Consider the following 25,393-nt stretch of genomic DNA (forward strand, 5'->3'; position numbering starts at 1 on the left):
CGGGAAGGTCGGGAACATGTCCGACTTCTCCGTGCGGGACTTCTACGACCGGCTGCCCCCGACTACCACCTGGTCTTCGCGGACTGGGACACGAGCATGGCACACCAGGCCGAGGCACTGGACGGGCTGCTCCGCCGGCACCTCGGAGCGGGGCCGTACCGGGTCCTGGACTGCTCCTGCGGGATCGGGACCCAGGCGATCGGGCTGGCCCTGGCCGGGCACCGGGTCGTCGGCAGCGACCTGAGCCCCGTCGCCGCCGCACGCGCGGCCACCGAGGCGGCCACCCGTGGTGCCGGTCTCGCGGCGGCTGCCGCGGACATGCGTCTGTTGCCCTTCCGGCCGTCGGTCTTCGACGTCGTCGTCTGCGCCGACAACTCGCTCCCGCACCTGCTCACCGCTGAGGACGTCGAGGCCGCGCTCCTCCGCATGCGACGGGTGCTCCGGGACGACGGGCTGTTGGTGATCATGGTCCGGGACTACGACGAGGCCCGCGGGGACAGACCCACGGCGACACCGGCCCGCGTCACAAAGACCCCCGACGGCCAGGTGATCACCTTTCAGCTCTGGCACTGGCACGAGGACGGCGAGCGCTACGACCTGGAGCACTTCCAGCTGGTCCCCGAAGGGAGCACCTGGGACGTCCGAGTCCGCCGGACCACCTACTGGGCGCTGACCCGCGCACAGCTCACGGAGTTCGCCGCCGAAGCCGGCTTCACCGGCGTCACCTGGCACACCCCGGCCCTCAGCGGGTACTACCAGCCCGTGCTCACCGCACGGTGCGCGCCCTGCGGCTGATGACCAGGGACGCGCGGCCGGTCAGGCCACCGACCCGACCCACCCGGTCGGCGCCGGTGCCGTGTCGTGGTGGATCGGTGTGTGGGCGCCGGTGAGGGAGACACCGCTGCCGCCCCGCCGGTTCGCGACGATCTCCGCCGCGATCGACAGGGCCGTCTCCTCGGGTGTGCGGGCGCCGAGGTCCAGGCCTATGGGGGATCTCAGACGCGCCAGCTCCAGTTCGGTGACGCCGACCGCGCGCAGGCGCTTGTTGCGGTCCAGATGGGTGCGGCGGGAGCCCATCGCGCCGACGTACGCGACCGGGAGGCGCAGTGCCAGCTTCAGCAGCGGTACGTCGAACTTGGCGTCGTGGGTCAGGACGCACAGGACCGTGCGGGCGTCGACCTCCGTGCGCTCCAGGTACCGGTGCGGCCACTCGACGACGATCTCGTCGGCCTCGGGGAAGCGGGTGCGGGTGGCGAACACGGGCCGGGCGTCGCACACGGTGACCCGGTAGCCGAGGAACTTTCCGATGCGGACCAGTGCGGAGGCGAAGTCGATCGCTCCGAACACGATCATCCGGGGCGGCGGAACGGACGACTCCACCAGGACCGTGAGCGGCGCTCCACAGCGTGACCCCCGCTCTCCGATCTCCAGGGTGCCGGTGCGTCCGGCCTCCAGGAAGGCGCCCGCCTCGGCCGCCACCGCGCGGTCCAGCTCCGGGTGGGCGTCGAAGCCGCCCTCGTACCTGCCGTCGGGGTGGACGAGCAGCGCCTTGCCGAGCAGTTCCGCCGGGCCCGACGCGATCCGTGCCACCGCCGCCGCCCGCCCCTGCGCCGCGGCGGCCAGCGCGGCGGCGAGCACCGGGCGGGCGGGGTCGGCCGCCCGGAGGGGGGTGACCAGGACGTCGATGACGCCGCCGCAGGTCAGGCCCACGGCGAAGGCGTCCTCGTCGCTGTATCCGAAGCGCTCCAGAACGGTTCCGCCGTCCTCGAGCGCCTGTCGGCACAGCTCGTACACCGCGCCCTCCACGCAACCGCCGGAGACCGAGCCGATCGCCGTGCCATCGGCGTCCACCGCGAGGGCCGCGCCCGGCTGCCGGGGGGCGCTGCCGCCGACCGCCACCACGGTGGCCACGGCGAAGTCGCGGCCCTGCTCGACCCACCGGGTCAGCTCCTCGGCGATGTCCAACATCTCTCGGTCTCCTTGGCAGTGGTTGCGAAAAGGGTCCCTCGGGGAAGCGGCTAGCGCACGCCCAGCCAGCCCTCGATCGGATGGAGGGCGAAGTAGATCAAGAACACCACCGTCAGGCCCCACATGAAGGCGCCGATCTCCCGCGCCCTGCCCTGGGCGGCCTTGATGGCGACGTACGAGACGACACCCGCGGCGACACCGGTGGTGATGGTGTACGTGAACGGCATCAGGACCACGGTCAGGAAGACCGGGATGGCGGTGGCGCGGTCGGCCCAGTCCACATGGCGGGCGTTCATCAGCATCATCGCGCCGATCACCACCAGGGCGGCGGAGGCCACCTCCTGGGGGACGATCGCCGTCAGCGGGGTGAAGAACAGGCACGCCGCGAAGAGCAGGCCGGTGACGACGGAGGCGAGGCCCGTGCGGGCGCCCTCGCCCACGCCCGTGGCGGACTCGATGAACACGGTCTGGCCCGAGCCGCCCGCCACGCCGCCGATCGCACCGCCCGCGCCGTCGATGAACAGCGCCTTGGACAGGCCCGGCATCCGGCCCCTGTCGTCGGCGAGCCCGGCCTGGGTGCCGACGCCGATGATGGTGGCCATCGCGTCGAAGAAACCGGCCAGCACGAGGGTGAAGACGATCATCCCGACCGTCATGGCGCCGACCTTGTCCCAGCCGCCGAACTCCACGTGCCCGAAGAGCGAGAAGTCGGGTATCGAGACCGCGCCGCCGTGCAGTTCGGGCGCTCCGCTCGCCCAGGCGTCGGCCTTGATGACGCCCGCCGCGTTCAGCACGGCCGCCACGACGGTGCCGCCGACGATGCCGATGAGGATGGCGCCCGGGACGCCCCGGGCCTGGAGCATGAAGACGAGGAGGAGGGTGCCGGCGAACAGCAGGACCGGCCAGCCGGTCAGCTGGCCCGCCGGGCCGAGGGTGACCGGGGTGGCCTTGCCCTGGTGCACGAAGCCGGACTTGTAGAAGCCGATCAGGGCGATGAACAGGCCGATCCCCATCGTGATCCCGTGCTTCAGCGCCGGCGGGATCGCGTTCATGATCATCTCCCGCAGGCCGGTGACGACCAGGAGCATGATGACCACGCCGTAGGTCACGCACATGCCCATGGCCTGCGGCCAGGTCATCTGCGGGGCGACCTGGGAGGAGAGGACACCGGAGACGGAGAGGCCGGCGGCGAGGGCGAGCGGCACCTTGCCGACGAGACCCATCAGCAGCGTGGTGAGGGCCGCCGCGAACGCGGTCGCGGTGATCACGGCCTTCTGCCCGAGGGTGTCCCCCGCGGCGTCCTTGCCGGACAGGACGAGCGGGTTGAGCAGGAGGATGTACGCCATCGCCATGAAGGTGGTGATGCCGCCGCGGACCTCGCGGGCGAGCGTGGATCCCCGCGTGGATATGTGGAAGTACCGATCGAGCCAGGGCCCGCTGCCGACCGGGACGGGGGGTTCCGTGCCGGCGTCTTCGGCTGTGGACCTGGGCTCGACTGAGGGGTGGGTCATGGGGCCGTCTCCCAAGTTTCATAGGGGGTTGGGATGTGCACGACGCGGGGGACGGCCCGAGACGAACGGGGGTGTTGCGGTGGTGCGACCGGCGCCGGGGTGGCCGTTGGTTGAGCTGTTGCCCGGCGCCGGGGTGCCTCCCCCAAGCTCTTCCAGCAGGGGGGACCCCAGCGCCCACCCGCGCCGTCGTGCGGCACGACTGCCCGCCACGGCGGCGGGGGGACGGATTACGCCGTGCCCGTGAGGTGTTCGGGACGTACCGGCGTCCTGTTCAGCTCCAACCCCGTCGCGTTGCGGATCGCCGCGAGCACGGCCGGAGTTGATGACAGCGTCGGGGCCTCGCCCACGCCGCGCAGGCCGTACGGGGCGTGGTCGTCGGCCAGTTCGAGGACGTCCACCGGGATCGTCGGCGTGTCCAGGATCGTGGGGATCAGGTAGTCCGTGAACGACGGGTTCTTCACCTTCGCCGTCTTCGGGTCGACGACGATCTCCTCCATGACCGCGATGCCCAGTCCCTGGGTCGTACCGCCCTGGATCTGACCGGTCACGGACAGCGGGTTGAGCGCCTTGCCGACGTCCTGGGCGCAGGCCAGTTCGATGACCTTGACCAGGCCCAGCTCGGTGTCGACCTCCACCACGGCGCGGTGCGCGGCGAAGGAGTACTGGACGTGGCCGTTGCCCTGGCCGGTGCGCAGGTCGAAGGGCTCGGTCGGGCGGTGCCGCCACTCGCGCTCGATCTCCACGACCTCGTCGCCCAGGACGTCCACCAGGTCGGCGAGCACCTCTCCCCCGTCGGTGACGACCTTGCCGCCCTCCAGCAGCAGCTCCGCCGTCGCCCAAGCCGGGTGGTACGAGCCGAACTTGCGGCGCCCGATCTCCAGGACCTTCTCGCGGACCAGCTCGCAGGCGTTCTTCACGGCGCCCCCGGTGACGTACGTCTGCCGGGACGCGGACGTCGAACCGGCCGACCCGACCTGCGTGTCCGCCGGGTTGATCGTCACCTGGGCGATGCCCAGCTCGGTCCGGGCGATCTGCGCGTGGACGGTGACGCCGCCCTGGCCGACCTCCGCCATCGCCGTGTGCACGGTGGCGACGGGTTCCCCCGCGATGACCTCCATGCGGACCCTGGCGGTGGAGTAGTCGTCGAAGCCCTCGGAGAAGCCGACGTTCTTGATGCCGACCGCGTAGCCCACACCGCGTACGACGCCTTCGCCGTGCGTGGTGTTGGACAGGCCGCCGGGCAGTTGCCGTACGTCCACGCCCTCGGAGCTCTCCCACTGGCGCTCCGGCGGCAGGGGCATCGCCTTGACGCGGCGCAGGAGTTCGGCGACCGGCGCCGGGGAGTCGACCACCTGGCCGGTGGGCATGACCGCGCCCTGGGACATCGCGTTGCGCTGCCGGAACTCCACCGGGTCCATGCCGAGCCTCTTGGCGAGCTCGTCCATCTGCGCCTCGTAGGCGAAGCACGCCTGGACCGCGCCGAAGCCGCGCATGGCGCCACAGGGCGGGTTGTTGGTGTAGAGGGCGATGGCCTCGATGTCGACGTCGTCGACGACGTAGGGGCCGACCCCGAGCGAGGAGGCGTTGCCGACCACCGCCGGGGAGGAGGACGCGTAGGCGCCGCCGTCGAGGACGATCCGGCACTTCACATGGGTGAGCTTGCCGTCCTTCGTCGCTCCGTGCTCGTAGTACAGCTTCGCCGGGTGGCGGTGGACGTGCCCGAAGAAGGACTCGAACCGGTTGTAGACGATCTTGACCGGCTTCCCGGTGCGCAGGGCGAGCAGACAGGCGTGGATCTGCATCGACAGGTCCTCGCGACCGCCGAAGGCGCCGCCGACACCGGCCAGGGTCATCCGGACCTTGTCCTCGGGCAGGCCGAGGACGGGTGCGATCTGGCGGAGGTCGGCGTGCAGCCACTGGGTGGCGATGTAGAGGTCCACGCCGCCGTCCTCGGCGGGGACGGCGAGACCGGACTCGGGGCCGAGGAAGGCCTGGTCCTGCATGCCGAAGTGGTATTCGCCCTCGACGATGACGTCGGCCCGCTCGCGTGCCGTCGCCACGTCGCCGCGGACGATGGGCTGGCGGTGGACGATGTTCGGGTGCGGGACGTGGGCGGCGATGGGGGTCCCCCCTGGACCGGAGCCTGTCGTAGGTCCTTGGGGGAGATCCGTGCGGTTGTCGTGGACGAGGATCGCGTCCGGGGCGAGCGCGGACGCCTCGTCCGTGATGACCGGGAGTTCGCGGTACTCCACCTTGATCTTGGCGGCGGCGCGACGGGCGGTCTCCGGGTGGTCGGCGGCGACGATCGCGACGGGCTCGCCGTGGTGACGTACCTTGCCGTGGGCGAGGACCGGGGTGTCCTGGATCTCCAGGCCGTAGTTCCTCACATCGGTCGGCAGGTCGTCGTAGGTCATGACGGCGTGGACGCCGGGTGTGGCCAGGGCCTCGCTCGTGTCGATCGACACGATCTCGGCGTGAGCGACCGTGGAGCGCAGGATGTGGCCCCAGAGCATGTCCTCGTGCCACATGTCGGACGAGTACGCGAACTCGCCGGTGACCTTGAGCGTACCGTCCGGGCGGAGCGTGGACTCGCCGATGCCGCCCTTGGTCCGCGAGCCCTGCGTGATCTTCGTGGGAACGCCGATGGCCGCCATGGTCAGGCCCCCTCGGACTGCCGGGCGGCCGCCAGGCGGACCGCGTCCATGATCTTCTCGTAGCCGGTGCAGCGGCACAGGTTGCCGGACAGGGCCTCGCGGATGTCCGCGTCGGTCGGGTTCGGGTTGCGCTCCAGCATCTCGTCGGCGGCGACCAGCAGGCCGGGCGTGCAGAAGCCGCACTGGACTGCGCCGGCGTCGATGAACGCCTGCTGGACGGGAGAGAGCGCTGCGCGCGGGGACGAGCCGGTTCCCTCGCCGGTCTGCGGGTCGGTGCCCTTGGCCTGCCACCGTTTGGCCTCGTCCAGAGACGTGCCGCACGCCCCGGTCCCGCAGGACCGCTGCTCGGCGTGGTCCGCGAGCCCCTCGACCGTGACCACCTCGCGGCCCTCCACCTGCCCGGCCGCGACCAGACACGAACACACCGGCACGCCGTCCAGACGGACCGTGCACGAGCCGCACTCGCCCTGTTCGCAGGCGTTCTTGGAGCCCGGCAGGCCCAGCCGTTCGCGCAGCACGTACAGCAGGGACTCGCCCTCCCAGACGTCGTCGGCCTCCTGCGGGCGTCCGTTGACCGTGAAGTTGACGCGCATCACGCAGCTCCCTTCGAGGTGCGGCGGGTGCCGCGGTACGACTCCCAGGTCCAGGTCAGCGTGCGGCGCGCCATGACCCCGACCGCGTGGCGGCGGTAGCCGGCGGTGCCCCGGACGTCGTCGATCGGGTTGCAGGCGGCGGCGCACAGCTGCGCGAACTGCTGGGTGACGGAAGGGGTGATGATGCTGCCGTTGTCCCAGAAGCCGCCCTCCTCCAGGGCCGCGTTCAGGAACTCCTCGGCGGCCTTGGCCCGCACGGGCGTGGGCGCGGCGGAGCCGATGCCGGTGCGGACCGTGCGGGACTCGGGGTGCAGGGCGAGCCCGAAGGCGCACACCGCGATCACCATGGCGTTGCGGGTGCCGACCTTCGAGTACTGCTGGGGGCCGTCGGCCTTCTTGATGTGGACGGCGCGGATCAGCTCGTCGGGGGCGAGCGCGTTGCGCTTGACGCCGGTGTAGAAGGCGTCGATCGGGATGAGGCGGGTGCCGCGGGCCGCGGACTCCACCTCGACCTCGGCGCCCGCCGCGAGCAGGGCCGGGTGGGCGTCGCCGGCCGGGGAGGCCGTGCCGAGGTTGCCGCCGACGCCGCCGCGGTTGCGGATCTGCGGGGAGGCCACCGTGTGGGAGGCGAGGGCCAGGCCCGGCAGTTCGGCCCGCAGGTCCTCCATGATCTTGGTGTAGGGGACCGAGGCGCCGAGGCGCACGCTGTCCTCACCGACCTCCCACTCGTAGAGATCGCCGATGCGAGTGAGGTCCATCAGATGCTCGGGCCGGCGGTGGTCGAAGTTGATCTCGACCATCACATCGGTGCCACCCGCAATCGGTACGGCGCTGGGGTGCTCGGCCTTGGCGGCGAGCGCCTCGTCCCAGCTTGCGGGGCGAAGGAAGTCCATGACCGGCTCTCTTCTTCGTCTCGTGGGCGGTACGGATCGAGCCATATCCGGTGCGGCGGGCCCGGCTCGTTCAAGTGCTGTTTTTTCACGGGGAGTGGAGTCAGTACACCGCCGGGTACTCCAACGGGGTCAGTCACCGAAAACATGAAGGAGTTGGCTGGTGAGGGCGACCATCTTGTAGATTCATATGAACGGAGGCCATCCGTAACCTCTCCGGTTTCCCCTGGAAACACGACGCACCGGCGGCGGCAACCGTGAGCACGGCTTCCGAAAAGCCCAGGCCAACGCCCTGGCCGACCGACCATGGATTTCCGGACAAGAACGGCGGCAACGACACATGCGGCTGCGCGCACTGCTGAACACCGACGCGCTGGGGCTGCGGCTGCTCGGCGGCGAGGACGAGCTCGACCGTACCGTGCGCGGTGTGATGACCACGGACCTGAAGGACCCCAGCCGGTACCTCTCCGGCGGTGAACTGGTCCTCACGGGCCTGGCGTGGCGGCACGACCCCGCCGACTCCGAGCCCTTCGTGCGCATCCTGACGAGCGCCGGCGTGGCCGCGCTCGCCGCGGGCGAGGCGGAGCTGGGCGACGTCCCGGACGACCTGATCGTGGCCTGCGCCCGGCACCGGCTGCCGCTGTTCGCCGTCCATGAGTCGGTGGCGTTCGCCACGATCACCGAGCACGTCGTACGGCAGGTGTCCGGCGAGCGGGCCGGGGACCTGGCGGCCGTGGTGGACCGGCACCGGCGGATGATGACCCCCGGCCCGGCGGGCGGCGGCCCGGACGTCGTCCTGGACCTGCTCCACTCCGACCTGGACCTGCGGGCCTGGGTGCTCTCCCCCACCGGCCTGACCATCGCCGGGCCGACGCCCGGTCTCGCCGCGGACGTGTGCGCCAGGCTGGCGGCCGAGCATCTGGCGGCGACGCGCACCGGGCGCCGGGGACCGCACCGGGTGACGCTGGGCGCGACGACGTACTCCCTCTTCCCGATCCGCGGCAGCGGCAGCGGCCGGACCGGCGGCGCCTCGCGGGACGTGCGCGAGACGGTGCTGTCCGACTGGCTGCTCGCGGTCGAGGCGGACGCCGGGGACTGGGCCGAGGAGCGGCTCGACCTGCTGCACGGCGTCACCCAGCTGATCGCGGTCGAACGGGACCGGCGCGACGCGGCGCGCACCGTGCGGCGGCGGCTCGCGCAGGAGGTCCTGGAGCTGGTGCAGACGGGAGCCGCGCCCGCCGAGATAGCGGCCCGGCTGCGGGTCGCCGCGCCCGTGCTGCTGCCGGGGCTGGGGTCGGCGCCCCACTGGCAGGTCGTGGTGGCCCGGGTCGAGTGGGACGGCGGGGAGGTCGAGAGCGGGCCGGTCGCCCAGGCACTGCTGGAGGAGATCCTCGTCGACGCCCTCCCCGGCTCTTCGAACAAGGGGTACCTCGGGTCCACCGGCCCGGAGCACTCCGACCGCATCGCGGTGGCCCACACCGGGGACGAGGCGATCGCGCTCGTGCCGCTTCCGTCCGTGTCCTCCGAGCAGGACGGTTCCGAGCAGGGCGTCCTGGCCGACGCCCTGCTTCAGGCCGTACGGGAGCCGCTGTCCGCGGGCCTCGCCGACGACGGCCGGCTCACGCTGGGCGTCAGCGCCGCGGTGCACTCGGCGGAGGGGCTGCGCGGCGCCCTGGAGGAGGCGCGGCACGCCCGCCGGGTCGCCGCCGCCCGCCCGGGCCGGGTGTGCGCGGCCGGCCACCAGGAGCTGGCTTCGCACGTGCTGCTGCTGCCGTTCGTCCCGGACGACGTGCGCCGGGCCTTCACGGCCCGTCTGCTGGATCCGTTGCGCGACTACGACCGCCGGCACCGCGCCGAGCTGATCCCCACCCTGGAGGCGTTCCTGGAGTGCGACGGCTCCTGGACCCGTTGCGCGACCCGGCTCCACCTGCACGTCAACACGCTGCGATACCGGGTAGGGCGTATCGAGCAGTTGACGAGCCGGGACCTCTCGCGCCTGGAGGACAAGCTCGATTTCTTCCTCGCGTTGCGCATGAGCTGAGGTCAGGGCGGTGGTGCACCGGTGGCCCCACCGCCCGCCGGTGCCCACGACTTTGTGAAATCCTTCACCCACCCTCTTGGCCCCGTGCCGCAGTTGGTGCTGGAATGCCGCCACCACCTAAAGCTCGATGGCGTGCTCGGGAGGGCAACGTGGCGCATACCGCCATGTCTGGTACCGGAACGACCGCAGCAGACGATCCACTCCAGACCGCGGTATGGCGGCTGCGCTCGCGCGCCTGCTGGGCCGACGCGGCGGCCCTCCTCCACCCGGAGACGGCCGAGGCGTCCCTCCAGCGGGCCGCGCTGCTGGTCGAGCGGTGCCTGTACACGGAGCAGGGCTGGGAGGAGGCCGAGGACGCGCTGCGCACGGCCGAGGCACAGGCCCACAGCGACGAGGAACGGGGCGCGGCCGCTTGTGAACGCGGGCAGCTTGCGTACGCGGCCACGCTGCACGGTGTGCGGGACCGTGCGGACGAGGCGCGGGCGGCGCTGGGCCGGGCCGCCGCGCTGCTGCCGCCGGGTGCGCCGGGACGGGCGCTGCTGGACTTCCGGCGCGGACTGCTCTCCGAGAACCTGGCCCGCTCCCCGCAGGCGGCTCGTGCGGCCTACCGGCGCGCCCACGCGGGCGCCGCCGCGTACGGCGACGCGCTGCTGCTCTCCTTCACCTGGCGGCACCTGGCGGGGCTCGCCCTGCGGGACGGCGAGGTGGCGGAGGCGCGGCACGGCTTCGCCGAGTCGCTGCGGATCCGCGAGGAGCTCGGGTACCTCGTCGGTACGGCACCGGCGCTGGCGTCGCTCGCGGACGCGGAGTCCGAACCGGAGGCGTCCCGACTGCGCGCGGAGGCCGGGAGGCTGTTCCGGCTGCTGGGGGGCGTGCCGACGTGGCTGGCGCGGCAGCTGACGCCGATGAACCCGGCCACACCGTAGGGGTTTGCCCACTTCCGTCCCGTTCTGTCCTCAGAAGAAGCTGAGAAATTGCTGTGCCAGGCTGGCGCGCCGACCCCTTGGCCACCCCCTGGAGGAGCACCCCGATGACCGTCGTCAACGGCTTGCCCGCGCACGTGTTGTTCGTCCACTTCGTCGTCGTCCTCGTCCCGCTGAGCGCACTGGCGCTCGTCGTCAGCGCACTGTGGCCGAAGGCCGCGCGGCGGCTGGGGCTGATCCTGCCCGTGCTCGCCTTCGTCACACTGGTGACCGTTCCTCTGACCTCCCACGCGGGTGAGTGGCTGGAGCGGCACGTCGACAGCGACCCTCTGGTGCGCAAGCACGCCGAGCTCGGGGACGGTCTGCTGCCGTGGGCCCTGGGCCTGTTCCTGCTGGCGACGGCCGTGTGGTGGACCGCCCGCCGGACGCCGGCGCCGCAGGGCGGCACGGCCGGGCCTCGCGGCGGCGCGGTCGTCCGGATGGCCGCGGCCGTGCTGTCCCTGGTCGTGGCCGTGGGCGCGGTGGTCGACGTGTACCGCATAGGCGACTCCGGCGCGAAGGCGGCCTGGCACGACGCCTTCTCGAAGACCGCCACCGGTCACGGGGACTGAGATCAGCCGCTCACAGGCTCCGGACGAACGTCCACAGGGCGTCGTGGAACGCGGGGTCGCGGGCCAGGAGGACGACGGCGGCGAGGAGGACGACGGCGGCGAGGAGGACGACGGCGGCGGCGGGGGCGACGAACGCCGCCCGCCCGCCGAGGCCGGCCCGGCCCGCCGGCCCGGCCGGTCCCGGTACCGCCGCCCGGCCCGCTGCCCTGTTTCGAACATCACCATCGGTCACCCCCGTGGGACGGTCGCCCCCTCTCCGGCCGACACGCAGGGGAACGCCGGAGCGGTTCCCTCATCCTGCGACCGCAAGGAGGCCCCCGTCAGGAGGACCCCGTGAAGTGCTCCCGTACGAGTGACTGCACCACTGTCAGGTCCTGGGCGGCCAGCGCGTCGAGCAGGGCCGTGTGCTCGGCGGCGTCGGCGAGCAGGTCGGCGCGGCCGCGGAAGGAGGGGGCTTCGATCAGGGGCCACTGGGCGCGGCGGTGCAGGTCGTCGGCGATCCGCAGGAGTTGCTCGTTGCCGGCGAGGGCGAGGACCGCGCGGTGGAAGGCGCGGTCCGACTCGGCGTAGGTCGCCCGGCACCCGGAGGACGCCGCGCGGACGGTGGCCTCGGCCAGCGGGCGCAGCTCCGCCCAGCGCTCGGCGGGGACCGTGCGGGCGAGCCGCAGCATCACCGGGACCTCGATCAGGGCCCGGATCTCGGCGAGTTCGGCCAGTTCACGGGCGCTGCGCACGACGACACGGAAGCCCCGGTTGGGCACGACCTCGACCGCGCCCTCCAGGGCCAGCTGCTGCATCGCCTCGCGCACCGGTGTGGCGGACACCCCGAACCGTTCGGCGAGCGCGGGCGCCGAGTAGACCTCACCGGGAGTGAGCTCGCCCCTGACCAGCACGGTGCGCAGGGCGTCGAGTATCTGCCCGCGGACGGAGGCCCGCTGGACGACGGGACGCCCGTCCTCCACGGGCCACCCGGCGGCCACGTCCTCCCGTACGCGCGGACGCGGGATCGGCGGCTCGCTGTGGGTGTGCTCACCGCGCGTGGCGCCCGTGGCGGCGGCCCGCTCGCGGACCTCGTCCCCCGGCCGCAGCTGGTGCGGCACCCGTGCGGCCTGCGTACGGGGTGCCGCTCCCCCCGTCTCGGTAGAGCCCTCCGCGCGGCGGGAACGGGCCTGCTCCACGGGCTCCTCCTCCGGTCTTGCGGCGTCCTGCCCTCTGCGATTCGTTCACGACGGTTGTTTACCGCTCGTAAAGCACGTTAGGCACCTTACGCTCCGGTTCCCCCACAGACCACCTCCGATAAGGAGAGCCTCCTTCGTACACCTGGTCCAGCGAGGCGTTCCCGGGGGCTGACGGTCACCGAACTCGGCCCGAGCGAGACGGCTCCCGAAGGTGGCGGCCCGACATCCCTGCCGTCAGGCTCCCCGGAGGCATCCGCACGCCTGTGACGCCGACCACGTCACCAAGCCGACCCGCATCGCGGTCACTAGAGCGGGCTTCAGGGGACCCTGGCGACCAACTACGGTCGCAGTACCGTAAGATCCAGCCACGGATGAGGCCCCGCGCGACCCACACGCGTTTCACACGTTCCTCACTTGTCGCAGGAACTTTCCGTGGAACCACCGGTACGGGTAGTCTTGTTCGAACTCAACTCCCGCCCCTCAAGCGGCAGTTCGAGCAGAACGCCGTCCAGGGCATTCCCTTGCACATCCTTGGCGGCCTCTTGCCCCGAAACCCCCTGAGGGGCGGCGGAATTGGGCCACTATGGCGGGCGTTACGCCCTATCCCAATGCAAGGGACCCCAGATGAGACTGACCGACATATCGCTGAACTGGCTGCTTCCGGGCGCCGTACTGCTCCTGGGCACGCTGGTGGCGGTGGCGGTGCTCGCGCGTGGCAAGCGCTCCTCCGGGGGGAACGCGAGCGCGGACGACTCGTGGGAACGCGCCGAGGAGCGCCGCAGGCGCAAGGAGACCATCTACGCCACCGCCTCCTATGCACTCCTCTTCTGCTGTGCGGCCGTCGCCGCGGCGCTCTCCTTCCACGGCCTGGTCGGCTTCGGCCAGCAGAACCTCGGCCTGACCGACGGCTGGGAGTACCTGGTCCCGTTCGGCCTGGACGGTGCGGCCATGTTCTGCTCCGTGCTCGCCGTCCGCGAGGCCAGCCACGGCGACGCGGCGCTCGGCTCCCGGATCCTGGTGTGGACGTTCGCGGCGGCGTCCGCCTGGTTCAACTGGGTGCACGCGCCCAGGGGCGTCGACCACGCGGGCGCCCCGCAGTTCTTCGCCGGCATGTCGCTGTCCGCCGCTGTGCTGTTCGACCGCGCACTGAAGCAGACCCGCCGCGCCGCACTGCGCGAGCAGGGCCTGGTGCCGCGTCCGCTGCCGCAGATCCGTATCGTCCGCTGGCTGCGGGCGCCCCGTGAGACGTACAGGGCCTGGTCGCTGATGCTCCTCGAGGGTGTGCGCAGCCTGGACGAGGCCGTCGAGGAGGTCCGCGAGGACCGGCGCCAGAAGGAGCTGAACAAGGCGCGCCGCCGCGAGCAGCAGCGGGCCGAGCGCGCGCAGTTGAAGGCGCTCAGCCGCGGCCACCGCGCGCTGACCGGCGGCAACGGCGGACGTCAGGTCGAGGTGCAGACCGTCGAGCGGGCCCCCGCACCGGTCTCCTCGGAGCCTGCCATACCCGCGGGGGAACTGCCCTCACGTACCCGCCCCTCGCTCCAGCCCGTCCGGAACTCCGCCGCTGACCCGATCACGGTCGACCTCACCGCCGAGGACGACACCATGGCCCTGCCGCGGCTCGACTCCCTGGAGCGCAAACTCAAGGATCTTGAACAGCAGTTCGGCTGAGACCGGACACCATCCCGGGAAGGGGGCGCGGCTCAATGCCGCGCCCCCTTCCCGTTGTTGACCTCTTCCCTTCGGCGCGCGCCCTGCCGGCGCCGCCTCAGGCGGCGTCCGCACCGAGGTCGAACCACACCGCTTTTCCCACGCCGTGCGCCCGCACGCCCCACGCGTCCGCCAGTGACTGCACGAGGACCAGTCCCCTGCCGTGCGTACCGTCGTCGCCGCTCGGTGCGTGCAGCCTCGGCCTGCGTCCCACGAAGTCCCTCACCTCCACGTGGAGTCCGCGGGACGAGACGGTCGCGGTGAGGACCGCGTCGCGGTCGGTGTGGATGAGCGCGTTGGTCACCAGCTCACTCGTGAGCAGTTCGGCTATCTCCGAGCGTCCCGGCCTTCCCCAGTGCCGCAGCAACTCCCTGAGCGCTCTGCGCACTTCGGGTACCGCCCGTAAGTCCGCCCGCCCCAGCCGGCGCCTGAGCTGGGCGGCCGCCGACCGGTCCGTCAGCGTGTCGGTCGCTTCCTCCGTCGTCTTCGCCGAGGAGGCCCCGATCACCACGGGACCGCCCCCTCGTGCTCGCCTCTTCATGACCCCCGCCCCGTAGGTGGATGCCGGTTCCCCTCTACTCGAACACCTCCACGGACATGCATGCCCCGCCTCCGGATCGGCAGTCATGGTGACGGCGTTTCTCCTCGACTTCCGGACACGGGGACGTCCCTGGGTGACGCCGTATCAGTCGCCATTACTCCAAACGAATTATTATTCATATTGTCGGTATGTCGGATATGACACAGATCAGGATGGTCTGTACGTTCAATCACGCATCGGCTTTCAGCCGACGTCTCTCAGACAGGAGAAGTGTCATGGCAACGCGTTCCACCGTTGTAACCGCCGCGATCGCGGCTGCCGCGGCCCTGGCGGCCACCGGCATCACCTACGCCAACGCGGCTTCCGAGCCGGCCCAGGCGGCCCCCGTCGCCCCGGTCGCCGCGGCCCCCGCTGCCGCCCCCGCCCTCCCGCAGGGCGGCAACGGCGACAACAACAACAGCAAGGGCAACGAGGGCCGTGAGGACCACGACCGGGGCGAGGATGAGGACCGCAACCGCGACCGCGACCGCGACCGCGACCGCGACCGCGACCGCGACCGCGGCTTCGAGCACGAGTACTACGGCAAGGTCCGCATCAACGAGCGTGAGTACCCGGCCATCCCGGACGGCTGCGTCACGATCGTCAGCGGTCTCGGCTCCAAGAGCCTCAACATCCGCAATGACAGCAAGAAGACCGTCGAGGTCTTCTCCGGGGCCACCTGCGACAACGGCGCTCCCATCGCCGTCGTCGGCCCCTGGAGCCAGAGCGACGGGGTGCACCCCCGTCACGTCAGGGGCGGCGTGAAGGTCAAGCACGGCGTCGTGGGCAGCTTCCGCGTGATCCGTCACCACCACGAGGACCACGACAAGGGCGACCGCGGCGAACGCGACTGACCGAAACCGTCCGCATGACACACAACGAGAACCCCGGCCCGCCGGAATCGGGCCGGGGTTCCGGTCTCGGAGCCTCGCACAGCGAGGCGCGCCGCGTCAGGGCCGTGGCACGTTGCGCAGGTTGGAGCGAGCCATCTGCACCATGCGGCCGACACCGCCCTCCAGCACGATCTTCGAGGCGGACAGGGCGAAGCCCGTCACCATCTCGGCGCTGATCTTCGGCGGGATGGACAGGGCGTGCGGATCGGTGACGACATCGACCAGCGCCGGACCCTTGTGCCTGAAGGCGTCCTTCAGGGCGCCCGCGAGCTGCTTGGGCTTCTCCACCCGTATGCCGTACGCGCCGCACGCGCGCGCCACGGCCGCGAAGTCGGGGTTCTTGGTGGCGGTGCCGTACGAGGGCAGTCCGGAGACCATCATCTCCAACTCCACCATGCTGAGCGAGGAGTTGTTGAACACGACCACCTTCACCGGCAGATCGTACTGCACCAGGGTGAGGAAGTCGCCCATCAGCATGGAGAACCCGCCGTCACCGGACATCGACACCACCTGCCGGCGCCGGTCGGTGAACTGGGCCCCGATCGCCATCGGCAGTGCGTTCGCCATCGAGCCGTGGGAGAACGAACCGATGATGCGGCGGCGGCCGTTGGGCGAGATGTAGCGGGCGCCCCACACGTTGCACATCCCGGTGTCGATCGTGAACACGGCGTCGTCATCGGCCACTTCGTCCAGGACTGAGGCCACGTACTCCGGGTGGATCGGAACGTGCTTGTCGACCTTGCGCGTGTACGCCTTGACGACGCCTTCCAGCGCGTCGGCGTGCTTCTTGAGCATCTTGTCGAGGAAGCGCCGGTTCTCCTTGGTCCGCACGCGCGGGATGAGACAGCGCAGGGTCTCCTTGGCATCGCCCCACACCGCGAGATCCAGCTTGGAGCGGCGGCCCAGGTTCTCCGGACGGACGTCGATCTGGGCGATCTTCACGTCCTTCGGCAGGAAGGCGTTGTACGGGAAGTCGGTGCCCAGCAGGATCAGCAGATCGCACTCGTGGGTGGCCTCGTAGGCGGCGCCGTAGCCGAGCAGGCCGCTCATGCCGACGTCGTACGGGTTGTCGTACTGGATCCACTCCTTGCCGCGCAAGGCGTGCCCCACCGGGGACTTGATCTTCCCGGCGAACTCCATCACCTCGGCGTGCGCACCCCGGGTGCCGCTGCCGCAGAAGAGGGTGACCTTCTCCGCCTCGTCGATCATCGCCACGAGCCGGTCGATCTCGGCGTCACCCGGGCGGACGCTGGGCCGGGAGGTGACGAGGGCGGTCTCGGCGGACCGGTCGGGGGCGGGCTGGGCGGCGATGTCGCCGGGGAGCGAGACGACGCTCACGCCGCTGCGGCCGATCGCGTGCTGGATGGCCGTCTGCAGCAGGCGGGGCATCTGCTGGGGGTTGGATATCAGCTCGCTGTAGTGGGAGCACTCGCGGAACAGCTGGTCGGGGTGGGTCTCCTGGAAGTACCCGAGGCCGATCTCGCTGGAGGGTATGTGCGAGGCGAGGGCGAGCACCGGGGCCATCGAGCGGTGGGCGTCGTACAGGCCGTTGATGAGGTGGAGGTTGCCGGGCCCGCAGGAGCCGGCGCAGGCGGTCAGCCCGCCGGATATCTGGGCCTCGGCGCCGGCCGCGAAGGCGGCGGTCTCCTCGTGCCGTACGTGCACCCAGTCGATCGCGGAGTTGCGGCGCACGGCGTCCACGATCGGGTTGAGGCTGTCGCCGACCACCCCGTACAGGCGTTTGACCCCCGCCCGCACGAGGATGTCGACGAACTGGTCCGCGACGTTCTGCTTGGCCATGAATCCACGCACCCCTTCGCTGTCCCTGGATCCATGTATCCACACGGACCGCGATCACGCCTCCCAGACGGCGACCGCCGTACGGTCATCGGCGTAGCCCTTCACCCTCACCAGCGTGTCGGCGAGGAAGGCCGTCAGACCCGGCGCCTCGCCCGTGGACCAGCGGGCCGTCAGGTGTTCGGCGAGTTCGGGTTCGTCGCGCAGCGGGTCGGCGAGGCCGCCGGAGCACAGCAGGAGCGTGTCCCCCGGCTGGGCGACGGAGGCACGGAACAGAAAGGGTGAACGGGGCGGCTCGAGGGCCGGTTCGTACGGGCTCGGGGGTGTGGTGATGCCGAGGTCCATGGTGAGCCGGTCGCCCTCGGGGGCGGAGGGCAGGGAGCCGAAGCCGACCACCGGCTCGCCGGCGGTGTCGGCGGCGCACGGTTCGATGTCCTGCCACTCGCCGTCCCGCAGCCGGAACAGTCCGCCGGCGCCGACACCGAAGAAGACGCGGATACGGCAGACGGGGTCGGCGGGCAGCAGCAGACAGCGCAGGTCGGCGGTGTACTCGTCCGGGTCGGCGCCCTGGGCGGCGGCGCCGGCGCGGAGTTTGCCGAGGCTTCGGTCGGTGAGCCGTTGCAGGCCTGACTTCAGTTCGCCGCGCCGGGCGGACCGGATGTCCTCGCCGAGGCGGAGGTGACTGCGCCCGACGGCACGGCCGATCCAGTGACACGCCTCGGCGGCTGCACGGTGGGCGCCGGGCGTGCCGCGTCGGCCGGTGGCCACGGCGACGAGCACGAGGGCCTGGTCCCCCGTACCGAAGCGGGCGGTGAGCAGGCAGTCGCGTCGCGGCTCGCCCCGAAAGCGGGCCGAGTCCCCGCGCGCGGAGACCGCCCGCAGGGTGCAGGACCCGAACCGGGCCCCGTCCAGCGCGGTGTCGGGGACCAGGTCGGCGAGATGGTCGGGGTCGGCCGGCGGGAGGGCGTTGGGCTCCGGGTCGTAGGTGGGCGGGCCGGAGCCGATGTAGTCCACCGGGGGCGGGGTGCGCGGGAGGGGCGGCGGAGGCGGGGCGTCCGACGGCGCGTCAGGGCGCGACGGTTTCGGCGCGGTCACGCCGGACGCGGGCTGCGGGGTGTCGGCCGGTGGCTTCGGCGGGTCGGCCGGTGTCCTCGGCGGGTCGGCCGGTGGCTTCAGGGGGTCGGCCGGTGGCTTCGGCGGGTCGGCCGGTGGCTTCGGGGTGGACGGGAAGGTGACCGGGCCCGGTGGGAGGGTGGACGGGTGCTCCCAGGGTGCGCGGGCCTCGGGCCGGGCACTGGGGCCGGGGGCGTCCTTCTCCTGGGGGCCGCTTCCCCGCGCCGCATCCTGCCCCACCGTCCCCGCGGCGGAGGCGAAGCGGTCGTCGAGGCTGTCGGGCGCGGGAGCCGGTCCCGTGTCCCCGGTGGAGTCGTCGTACAACTGCCCCCACCAGTCGTCCTGGTGGCCGGTGGACCTGTCCCCCTGCTGACTCATGCCGCCAATTGTCCACCGCCGGAGGCGGTTGAAAACGGGGCATCAGGAAATTCCGGCCGGGCGACCGTCCCGTGCTCGGCGTGTCGGACGACGCCTCGAACGGTGATACGGACCGGCCGGGAACGAAGGTCGCCGCCGGACGGTCCCACCCCCCACAGGGGAACCGTCCGGCGGCACCACGGTGACGGGCCGGCACGCCTCCGGAGCCCCGTCACGTCTTGTGGGCTGCACCGACGTCACCTTGGCAGAGGGGCGGGGGCTGCCGCGATGATGTCGGCAGGCGGGTTTGCGCCGTGGCCGTTACCCGCCACGGCGCTCGCCGCCGGACTTGTCGTCGGGGAGGGACGGACGGTTGATGCTGGCAGCGATAGGCCTGGACGAGACGCACGAGTCCGCGTACCGGGCACTGGTGTCCGTGGGGGCCGCGGACGTGCCCGATCTGGCGCGGCGGCTGATGCTCGGTGAGCAGGACACCGAGCGCGCCCTGCGCGGACTGGAGCGGCGGGGACTCGCCGCCCAGTCGTCGGGGCGGCCCGGCCGCTGGGTCGCGGCACCGCCCGGCGTGGCGCTGGGCGCGCTGCTCGCCCAGCAGCGGCACGAGCTGGAGCAGGCCGAACTCGCTGCCGCGCTGCTGGCCGAGGAGTACCGGGCGGCGGCCTCCGAGCCCGCGGTGCACGACCTGGTCGAGGTGGTGATCGGCGCGTCCGCGGTCACCCAGCGGTTCCTGCAGCTCCAGCTCGGCGCGGCCGAGGAGGTGTGCGCCCTGGTCACCGGCAACCCGGTCGCCGTGACCGGCACGGAGAACGACGCGGAGGAGCAGGCGGCCGAACGCGGGGTCCGTTACCGGGTGGTGGTGGAGCGGGCGGTGCTCGACCGGCCCGACGGCATCAGCGAGCTGACCTCCGCGCTCGGCCGCGACGAGCAGGTGCGGGTCGTCGAGACGGTGCCGACCAAGCTGGTGGTCGCCGACCGGTCGCTGGCCATGGTGCCGCTCACCTCGCACACGTCGGAGCCGGCCGCGCTCGTCGTCCATGCCAGCGGGCTGCTGGAGCTGCTGTCCGGGCTGTTCGAGTCGGTGTGGCGGGACGCGCTGCCGCTCAGGCTCGGCGCGTCCGGCGTCACCGAGCAGGGCCCGGACGGTCCCGACGGCACCGATCTGGAGGTGCTGTCCCTGCTGCTGGCGGGCCTGACCGACGCGAGCGTCGCCAAACAGCTCGACCTGGGCCTGAGGACGGTACAGCGCCGGGTGAAACGGCTGATGGAACTGACCGGGGTGACGACCCGTCTGCAACTGGGCTGGCAGGCGTACGAGCGGGGCTGGGTGGCCCGGAGCTGAGCCGACACATCGGATCTCTTCCTTCCTATTGACCCTCCGACGCCTCCTCTTTACGTTTTCACGCGGGACAGATCCGATGACTGCCGAGCCGCCGGGAGGCAACCGTGCCCAGTCCGTCCAGACGTACCGTCCTGGCCACCGGATCCGCCCTCGGCGGTGCGCTGTTCGCCGGGGGCCTGCCCGCGCAGGCGACAGCAGCCGACCGCTCGGGCGGCACGGGCGGCACCACCGACCCCTGGCGCACCGTCCTGGACGACGCCGACCTCGTCTGGCAGCGGATGCCGGCGACCTGGTACGAGGGCCCATTCCTGGGCAACGGCTTCCTCGGCTCGGGCATCTACGCCGAGCCCGGCGGCGAGACACGGGCCGTCCGCTTCAACGTCCAGCACTCCCAGGTGCAGGACCACCGCCCCGAGTTCGGCTCGCTGTTCGGCCTTGCGCGGCTGCCGATCGGGTACTTCACGCTGGAGCCGGTGGGCACGATCACCGCCGTGGACTGGCGGCTCGGGCTGCACGACGCCGAACTGACCGGCACCCTCACCACCGACCGGGGCACGCTCACCCTGCGGGTTCTGGTGCACACCTCCCGCTCGCTGCTCGCCGTGGAGGTCACGCCGAGCGCGGGCGAACGCGGCTTCCGCTGGGTCTTCCACCCGGCGGACGCGATCAGTCCGCGCGCCGCCTTCAAGCCCCTGCCGGACGGTTACCAGGGCAACCCGCCCGCGGAGGTCGGCGAACACGACGGTGTCCACACCTCCGTACAGCCGCTGCTGTCGGGCGGTCAGCATGTGACGGCCTGGCGGGAGACGGAAAGGGGCGGGCGGCGCACGCTGTACGCGTACGTCGCGCACTCCTACCCGCGGACCACGGCTCTGAGCACGGCGCTGCGGGCGGTCCGCGACGGGTCCCCGCTGCCGTACGACGCCCTCGCGGTGACCCATCGCGCGTGGTGGCACGCCTACTACCGCAAGAGTTTCCTGTCCCTGCCCGACGCGCGTATCCAGCGCTTCTACTGGATCCAGCTCTACAAGGTCGCCTCGGCGGCCCGCCGCGACGCGCCCGTGATGGCGACGAGCGGCCCCTGGCTGGAGCCCACGCCCTTGGCCCAACACCTGGTGGAACCTCAATGTCCAGCTGGAGTACTGGCTGATCCACGGCTCCAACCACCTGGGATTCGACGCCGTGACGCGGGCCCTCGGCGAGTTCCGCGACAACCTGGCCAAGGAGGTGGCGGCCCCGTACCGCTCGGACTCGCTCGGCATCCCGCGCACCACGGACCCGCACCTGGTGAACGGCGCGGCGGGCACCCTCACCGGCTACGGCGTCGGCATCCCGGGCCAGGACCCGCCGACGCCCGAGGTCGGCAACCTCACCTGGGCCCTGCACAACGTCTGGCTGAGCTACCGCCACACCATGGACGAGTCCGTCCTGCGGGACGTCCTCCATCCCCTGCTGCGCAAGGCGATCAACTACTACCTGCACTTCCTTCAGCCGGGCCCGGACGGCAAGCTGCACCTGCCGGCCACCTTCTCACCGGAGTACGGCGGCAACGGCCGAGACTGCAACTACGACCTCATGCTGCTCACCTGGGGCTGCCGCACGCTGCTCGAGTCGGCCGAACTCCTCGGCATCGACGACGAGTTGGCGCCCCGCTGGCAGGAGGTGCCGGCCCGGCGGGTGCCGTATCCCACCGACGACAACGGTTTCATGATCGGTGCGGACATCCCGTTCGCGAAGTCGCACCGCCACTACTCGCACCTGCTGGCGATCTACCCGCTGTACGAGCTGACCGGCCGCACGCCCGAGGAACACGCCCTCATCGAGAAGTCGCTGGCGCACTGGGTCGGCTTCGAGGGCGCCCTCCAGGGCTACACCTTCACGGGGGCCGCCTCGATGTCCGCGCTGCTCGGCAAGGGCGAGGACGCGCTGAAGTACCTCGGTGAGCTCATGGCCCGCTTCATCCAGGCCAACACCATGTACAAGGAGTCGGGCCCGGTCATCGAGACGCCCCTGTCGGCTGCCCAGTCCCTGCACGACATGGCGTGCCAGTCCTGGGGCGGGGTCGTCCGCGTGTTCCCCGCGCTGCCGGCCGCCTGGGCGGATCTCACTGTGCACGACTTCCGTACGCAGGGCGCCTTCCTGCTGTCCGCCGTGCGCAGGGGCGGAGTGACGCGCTGGGTGCGGCTGGTCAGCGAGGCGGGCGCGCCCTGCGTCGTACGGCACGGTCTGCCGGGCGCGATCGAGGTGCGGGACGGCCGGGGGCACCCGCTGCGGTACGAGACGGTGGACGACGGCACGATCCGTATCCCGCTGCCCAAGGGCGAGTCGGCGCTGATCACCGCGAAGGGCGACCGCCCGGACCTGACGATCGCACCCGTCACGCCGAACGGAACCGCTCCTCGCTGGGGCCTGCCGGCCTGACGGCCGGTCACCTGCGTGGGGGTCGTCCCTCCCTCCAGGCCGTCAAGGCTCTGGGGGGAGGCACGATTGCCGCGGCTAGGACGACCAGCGCCCCCGCTTGGCCTCCATCGCCGCCCTGCCCTGTGCCCCCTTCCTCTTCCAGTCCCGCCGCAGCTCCGCCCGTACGCGCGCGTCCGTCTTCGCCACGATCCACTGGTTCTCCCGCAGCAGCTTCCGGTAGCTCTCCAGGCGCCGCTCCGGCAACTCCCCCGCCTCGACCGCCGCCAGCACCGCGCAGCCCGGCTCCGCCGCGTGCGCGCAGTCGTGGAAGCGGCACCGGTCGGCCAGTTCCTCGATCTCGGAGAAGACCTGCCCGACCCCGCTCTCGGCGTCCCAGAGACCGACCCCGCGCAGCCCCGGCGTGTCGATCAGCACTCCCCCGCCCGGCAGCGCGAGCAGGTTGCGCGTGGTCGTCGTATGGCGGCCCTTCTCGTCCACCTCCCGCGTGGCCTGGACGTGCATGACGTCCTCGCCGAGGAGTGCGTTGGCCAGGGTGGACTTGCCCGCGCCGGACTGCCCGAGCAGCACGGACGTACCGCCGGACAGGATCGCGGTCAGCACGTCGAGCCCTTCGCCCTGCCGCGCGCTGACCGGCAGCACCGGCACGCCGGGCGCGGTGGTCTCCACGTCCTGGACGAAGTACGAGAGCGTCGTCACGTCCGGCACCACGTCGGCCTTGGTGAGTACCACGACCGGCTGCGCCCCGGACTCCCAGGAGAGTGCCGACTTATGCAGCAGTGCCTCACCACTCGAACAGGACATGGCCAGCGCCAGGAACCGCTCGATGCGCCCGAGGTCCAGTTCGGCCGCGAGCGACACACAGATGACGACGTGATCGATGTTAGTGGCCAGCACCTGGCCCTCGGAACGCTTGGAGGACGTGGAGCGCACAAAAGCGGTGCGGCGCGGCAGCAGCGTCCGCACGTACCGCGGATCGCTGCCTTCCGGGTCGACGGCGACCCAGTCCCCCGTGCACACGACCTTCATCGGATCGCGGGGGACGACGAACTCGGTGTCGGCACGGATGATGCCGACCGGGCTGATCACGTCGCACAGGCCACGGTCGACACGCGCGACACGGCCGGGCAGGAGGCCCTGCTCGGCATACGGAGCGAACTCCGCTTCCCATCGCCCGTCCCAGCCGTACGGGGCCAGAGGGTGCAACGAAGCCGAAGAAGTCGAAAGAGAAGAGAGATTCAAGGGGAACCCTTCACAGGGCGGCCCCGGCCGCGCGCACTCACAGGCGCGAAGAAACAGGAAAGATCAGCCGGAGACGACGGAGGTGGAGTGGATGAACTTCTGGTTGCGGGCAGCGCCCATCACAGAGACAGCCATCGGTCACACCTCCCGTTTCTCACTCGGCCGACAGCAGCGGCCAACGGCCACCGCGTGAAGCGGACTTCACCTTAGAGGCGCCCGCATTCGGGCGCCACCGATTTTTCGGCAGGGTCACAGGCCGTGCCGGTCCAGGGCCCCGGCGTTCAGGTCGGATGTCCGGGTTGTGATCATGTGAGTACGTGGAGCGCGAGGACGCGGTGCCGGTCGGCGTGGGCGCGTCGGGCGGCGGCGATGTTGGCCCAGCCGACGAGCTTGAGGACGGAACGGATCAGGTCGCGCAGGACAGGCAGGACGGCGGGGGTGTGGTGGCGGCGAACCTGGCCGGCGTCGGGGATGCGGGCGAACTCGGCCAGCAGCGCGGCGACTTCCCCGCCCTGTGCACGGCGTGGCTCCGGAGGCGGGGCCGCTGCCAGCACGGCAGCGGACGTGGGAGATGATGGAGGAACGGACACGGCATCCTTGCAGATCGTGAAGCTTCAACACCTCCATGATCCGTAAGGGGCCGTGTCTGCTTGCTTCCCGCTCTCCCGCCCGCCGATCACCGTGAACCGGAACAACCCGCCTGAATGCCGGGGCCCTGGCTCCCGCCTCTCCTGCTCGGCGGCCGTCAGCTCGCCCCCTTGCGCACACAGTCGTACTCTGAGAAAAGACGCGTGGTTTTCTGTTCTGGCGGCCACTGCCACTGTTCAGGAGACCAGGATTGCGCTAAGGGGACGGGCAGGGGATCGAGGCGGGACTGGCCGCGAAGTCCGGTGAGATCTTTCCACGCCTGGATGAACGGCAGCGGCGGTTGCTGATAGGGACGGAAGATCCATCGGCCAGCCCCTTTCCGCTGCGGTCGAGGGAGGCGTTGCGCGTAAGCAATGTTGTCGATCTAGTCGGCCGGATCAGACCGTTGAGTAGGGCCAGCCAAAACCGCCACGGTCAAGGTGGGCGATCATTCAGCTGTGTTCCGGCCCCAGCTCCCATAGCAGTCCAGGCAAGTGCGTGAATTTCGATCATGTAGTTCAGCGCGCCTGCATCGACACTCTGATTTTTCAAGGGACCCAGCTGATGGGGAACTCTCACGACGTCTTGACCGCTGATCCGGCTGACGATCGGACCACTCTCGCCAAATGCGAACAACGCTTCGCGGCGGTGCTGGCCGATATCGTCGGCAGCGAGCACGTGTCAGTTGACAGCCACTTCTTCGATGACCTCGGTGCCGACTCGATGACGATGGCCCGTTTCTGCGCCCGGGCGCGCAAGCAGGCCGACCTGCCCTCCGTGTCGATGCCGGACGTCTACAAGCACCCGACGATTCGAAGACTTGCAGCCGCCCTCGCCAACGACGTCTTGACCGCTGATCCGGCTGACGATCGGACCACTCTCGCCAAATGCGAACAACGCTTCGCGGCGGTGCTGGCCGATATCGTCGGCAGC

At 71.3% G+C, this 25,393-nt stretch carries 19 protein-coding genes and 2 pseudogenes; 9 read left to right on the forward strand and 12 right to left on the reverse strand.

Translation table 11 applies throughout. The features are described from left to right. The first annotated feature begins 16 nt into the window (after window positions 1-16). A pseudogene (locus tag AB0N14_RS15720) lies at window positions 17-795 on the forward strand (class I SAM-dependent methyltransferase). A gap of 21 nt (window positions 796-816) precedes the next feature. On the opposite strand, the gene AB0N14_RS15725 reads toward AB0N14_RS15720, so the two are convergent. The 5 genes from AB0N14_RS15725 to AB0N14_RS15745 form a co-directional block, all read right to left on the reverse strand. Then, a complete protein-coding gene (locus AB0N14_RS15725; RefSeq protein ID WP_366026209.1) occupies window positions 817-1,968 on the reverse strand; it encodes an XdhC/CoxI family protein in 1,152 nt (383 codons plus the stop codon). 50 nt (window positions 1,969-2,018) lie between these two features. Next, a complete protein-coding gene (locus AB0N14_RS15730; protein WP_366026210.1) occupies window positions 2,019-3,479 on the reverse strand; it encodes an NCS2 family permease in 1,461 nt (486 codons plus the stop codon). Between the two features lie 227 nt (window positions 3,480-3,706). Further along, on the reverse strand, window positions 3,707-6,133 hold the full coding sequence (locus AB0N14_RS15735; protein WP_366026211.1) for a molybdopterin cofactor-binding domain-containing protein: 2,427 nt from the start codon (window positions 6,131-6,133) through the stop codon (window positions 3,707-3,709). A gap of 2 nt (window positions 6,134-6,135) precedes the next feature. Further along, a complete protein-coding gene (locus AB0N14_RS15740) occupies window positions 6,136-6,726 on the reverse strand; it encodes a (2Fe-2S)-binding protein (RefSeq protein WP_366026212.1) in 591 nt (196 codons plus the stop codon). After that, on the reverse strand, window positions 6,726-7,619 hold the full coding sequence (locus AB0N14_RS15745; protein ID WP_366026213.1) for a xanthine dehydrogenase family protein subunit M: 894 nt from the start codon (window positions 7,617-7,619) through the stop codon (window positions 6,726-6,728). The genes AB0N14_RS15740 and AB0N14_RS15745 overlap by 1 nt, the downstream gene beginning before the upstream one ends. 337 nt (window positions 7,620-7,956) lie before the next feature. On the opposite strand from AB0N14_RS15745, the gene AB0N14_RS15750 reads away from it, so the two are divergent. From AB0N14_RS15750 to AB0N14_RS15760, 3 genes are all read left to right on the forward strand, one after another. Then, on the forward strand, window positions 7,957-9,657 hold the full coding sequence (locus AB0N14_RS15750) for a PucR family transcriptional regulator ligand-binding domain-containing protein (RefSeq protein WP_366026214.1): 1,701 nt from the start codon (window positions 7,957-7,959) through the stop codon (window positions 9,655-9,657). Between the two features lie 149 nt (window positions 9,658-9,806). Then, window positions 9,807-10,583, forward strand: a complete 777-nt coding sequence (locus tag AB0N14_RS15755) for a hypothetical protein (protein ID WP_366026215.1) — start codon at window positions 9,807-9,809, stop codon at window positions 10,581-10,583. Window positions 10,584-10,687: 104 nt separating this feature from the next. Next, the gene (locus AB0N14_RS15760) at window positions 10,688-11,191 is read left to right on the forward strand and encodes a DUF2231 domain-containing protein (protein ID WP_366026216.1); all 504 of its coding nucleotides are present in this window, start codon (window positions 10,688-10,690) and stop codon (window positions 11,189-11,191) included. A 10-nt stretch (window positions 11,192-11,201) separates the two neighbouring features. Here AB0N14_RS15760 and AB0N14_RS15765 read toward each other — a convergent pair whose 3' ends face one another. Beyond that, on the reverse strand, window positions 11,202-11,423 hold the full coding sequence (locus AB0N14_RS15765; RefSeq protein ID WP_366026217.1) for a hypothetical protein: 222 nt from the start codon (window positions 11,421-11,423) through the stop codon (window positions 11,202-11,204). An 88-nt stretch (window positions 11,424-11,511) separates the two neighbouring features. Then, the gene (locus AB0N14_RS15770; RefSeq protein WP_366026414.1) at window positions 11,512-12,279 is read right to left on the reverse strand and encodes a GntR family transcriptional regulator; all 768 of its coding nucleotides are present in this window, start codon (window positions 12,277-12,279) and stop codon (window positions 11,512-11,514) included. Between the two features lie 714 nt (window positions 12,280-12,993). On the opposite strand from AB0N14_RS15770, the gene AB0N14_RS15775 reads away from it, so the two are divergent. Further along, window positions 12,994-14,037, forward strand: a complete 1,044-nt coding sequence (locus AB0N14_RS15775; protein ID WP_366026218.1) for a DUF2637 domain-containing protein — start codon at window positions 12,994-12,996, stop codon at window positions 14,035-14,037. A 97-nt stretch (window positions 14,038-14,134) separates the two neighbouring features. On the opposite strand, the gene AB0N14_RS15780 is transcribed toward AB0N14_RS15775, so the two are convergent. Then, window positions 14,135-14,587, reverse strand: a complete 453-nt coding sequence (locus tag AB0N14_RS15780) for an ATP-binding protein (protein WP_366026219.1) — start codon at window positions 14,585-14,587, stop codon at window positions 14,135-14,137. A gap of 305 nt (window positions 14,588-14,892) precedes the next feature. On the opposite strand from AB0N14_RS15780, the gene AB0N14_RS15785 reads away from it, so the two are divergent. Further along, window positions 14,893-15,510, forward strand: a complete 618-nt coding sequence (locus AB0N14_RS15785) for a hypothetical protein (RefSeq protein WP_366026220.1) — start codon at window positions 14,893-14,895, stop codon at window positions 15,508-15,510. Window positions 15,511-15,606: 96 nt separating this feature from the next. On the opposite strand, the gene AB0N14_RS15790 is transcribed toward AB0N14_RS15785, so the two are convergent. Together AB0N14_RS15790 and AB0N14_RS15795 are read right to left on the reverse strand one after the other, a co-directional pair. Further along, a complete protein-coding gene (locus AB0N14_RS15790; RefSeq protein ID WP_366026221.1) occupies window positions 15,607-17,349 on the reverse strand; it encodes a pyruvate dehydrogenase in 1,743 nt (580 codons plus the stop codon). 54 nt (window positions 17,350-17,403) lie between these two features. Next, window positions 17,404-18,837: a protein phosphatase 2C domain-containing protein gene (locus tag AB0N14_RS15795; protein ID WP_366026222.1), complete on the reverse strand. Its 1,434-nt coding sequence runs from the start codon at window positions 18,835-18,837 to the stop codon at window positions 17,404-17,406. Between the two features lie 355 nt (window positions 18,838-19,192). Here AB0N14_RS15795 and AB0N14_RS15800 point away from each other — a divergent pair, with 355 nt between their 5' ends. Together AB0N14_RS15800 and AB0N14_RS15805 are read left to right on the forward strand one after the other, a co-directional pair. After that, entirely contained in the window at window positions 19,193-20,173 is a 981-nt protein-coding gene (locus AB0N14_RS15800) for a helix-turn-helix domain-containing protein (RefSeq protein WP_366026223.1), read from the forward strand. A 104-nt stretch (window positions 20,174-20,277) separates the two neighbouring features. Beyond that, window positions 20,278-22,594: pseudogene (locus tag AB0N14_RS15805) on the forward strand (glycoside hydrolase family 95-like protein). A 75-nt stretch (window positions 22,595-22,669) separates the two neighbouring features. Here AB0N14_RS15805 and rsgA read toward each other — a convergent pair. Next, a complete protein-coding gene (rsgA, locus tag AB0N14_RS15810; protein WP_366026224.1) occupies window positions 22,670-23,833 on the reverse strand; it encodes a ribosome small subunit-dependent GTPase A in 1,164 nt (387 codons plus the stop codon). Window positions 23,834-24,138: 305 nt separating this feature from the next. Further along, the gene (locus tag AB0N14_RS15815) at window positions 24,139-24,387 is read right to left on the reverse strand and encodes a hypothetical protein (protein WP_366026225.1); all 249 of its coding nucleotides are present in this window, start codon (window positions 24,385-24,387) and stop codon (window positions 24,139-24,141) included. 571 nt (window positions 24,388-24,958) lie between these two features. On the opposite strand from AB0N14_RS15815, the gene AB0N14_RS15820 reads away from it, so the two are divergent. Then, window positions 24,959-25,393: phosphopantetheine-binding protein (locus AB0N14_RS15820; protein WP_366026226.1), on the forward strand; the 435-nt coding region annotated here is incomplete at its 3' end.

The organism is Streptomyces sp. NPDC051104, assembly GCF_040682835.1.
Classification (GTDB): Bacteria; Actinomycetota; Actinomycetes; order Streptomycetales; family Streptomycetaceae; genus Streptomyces; species Streptomyces cynarae.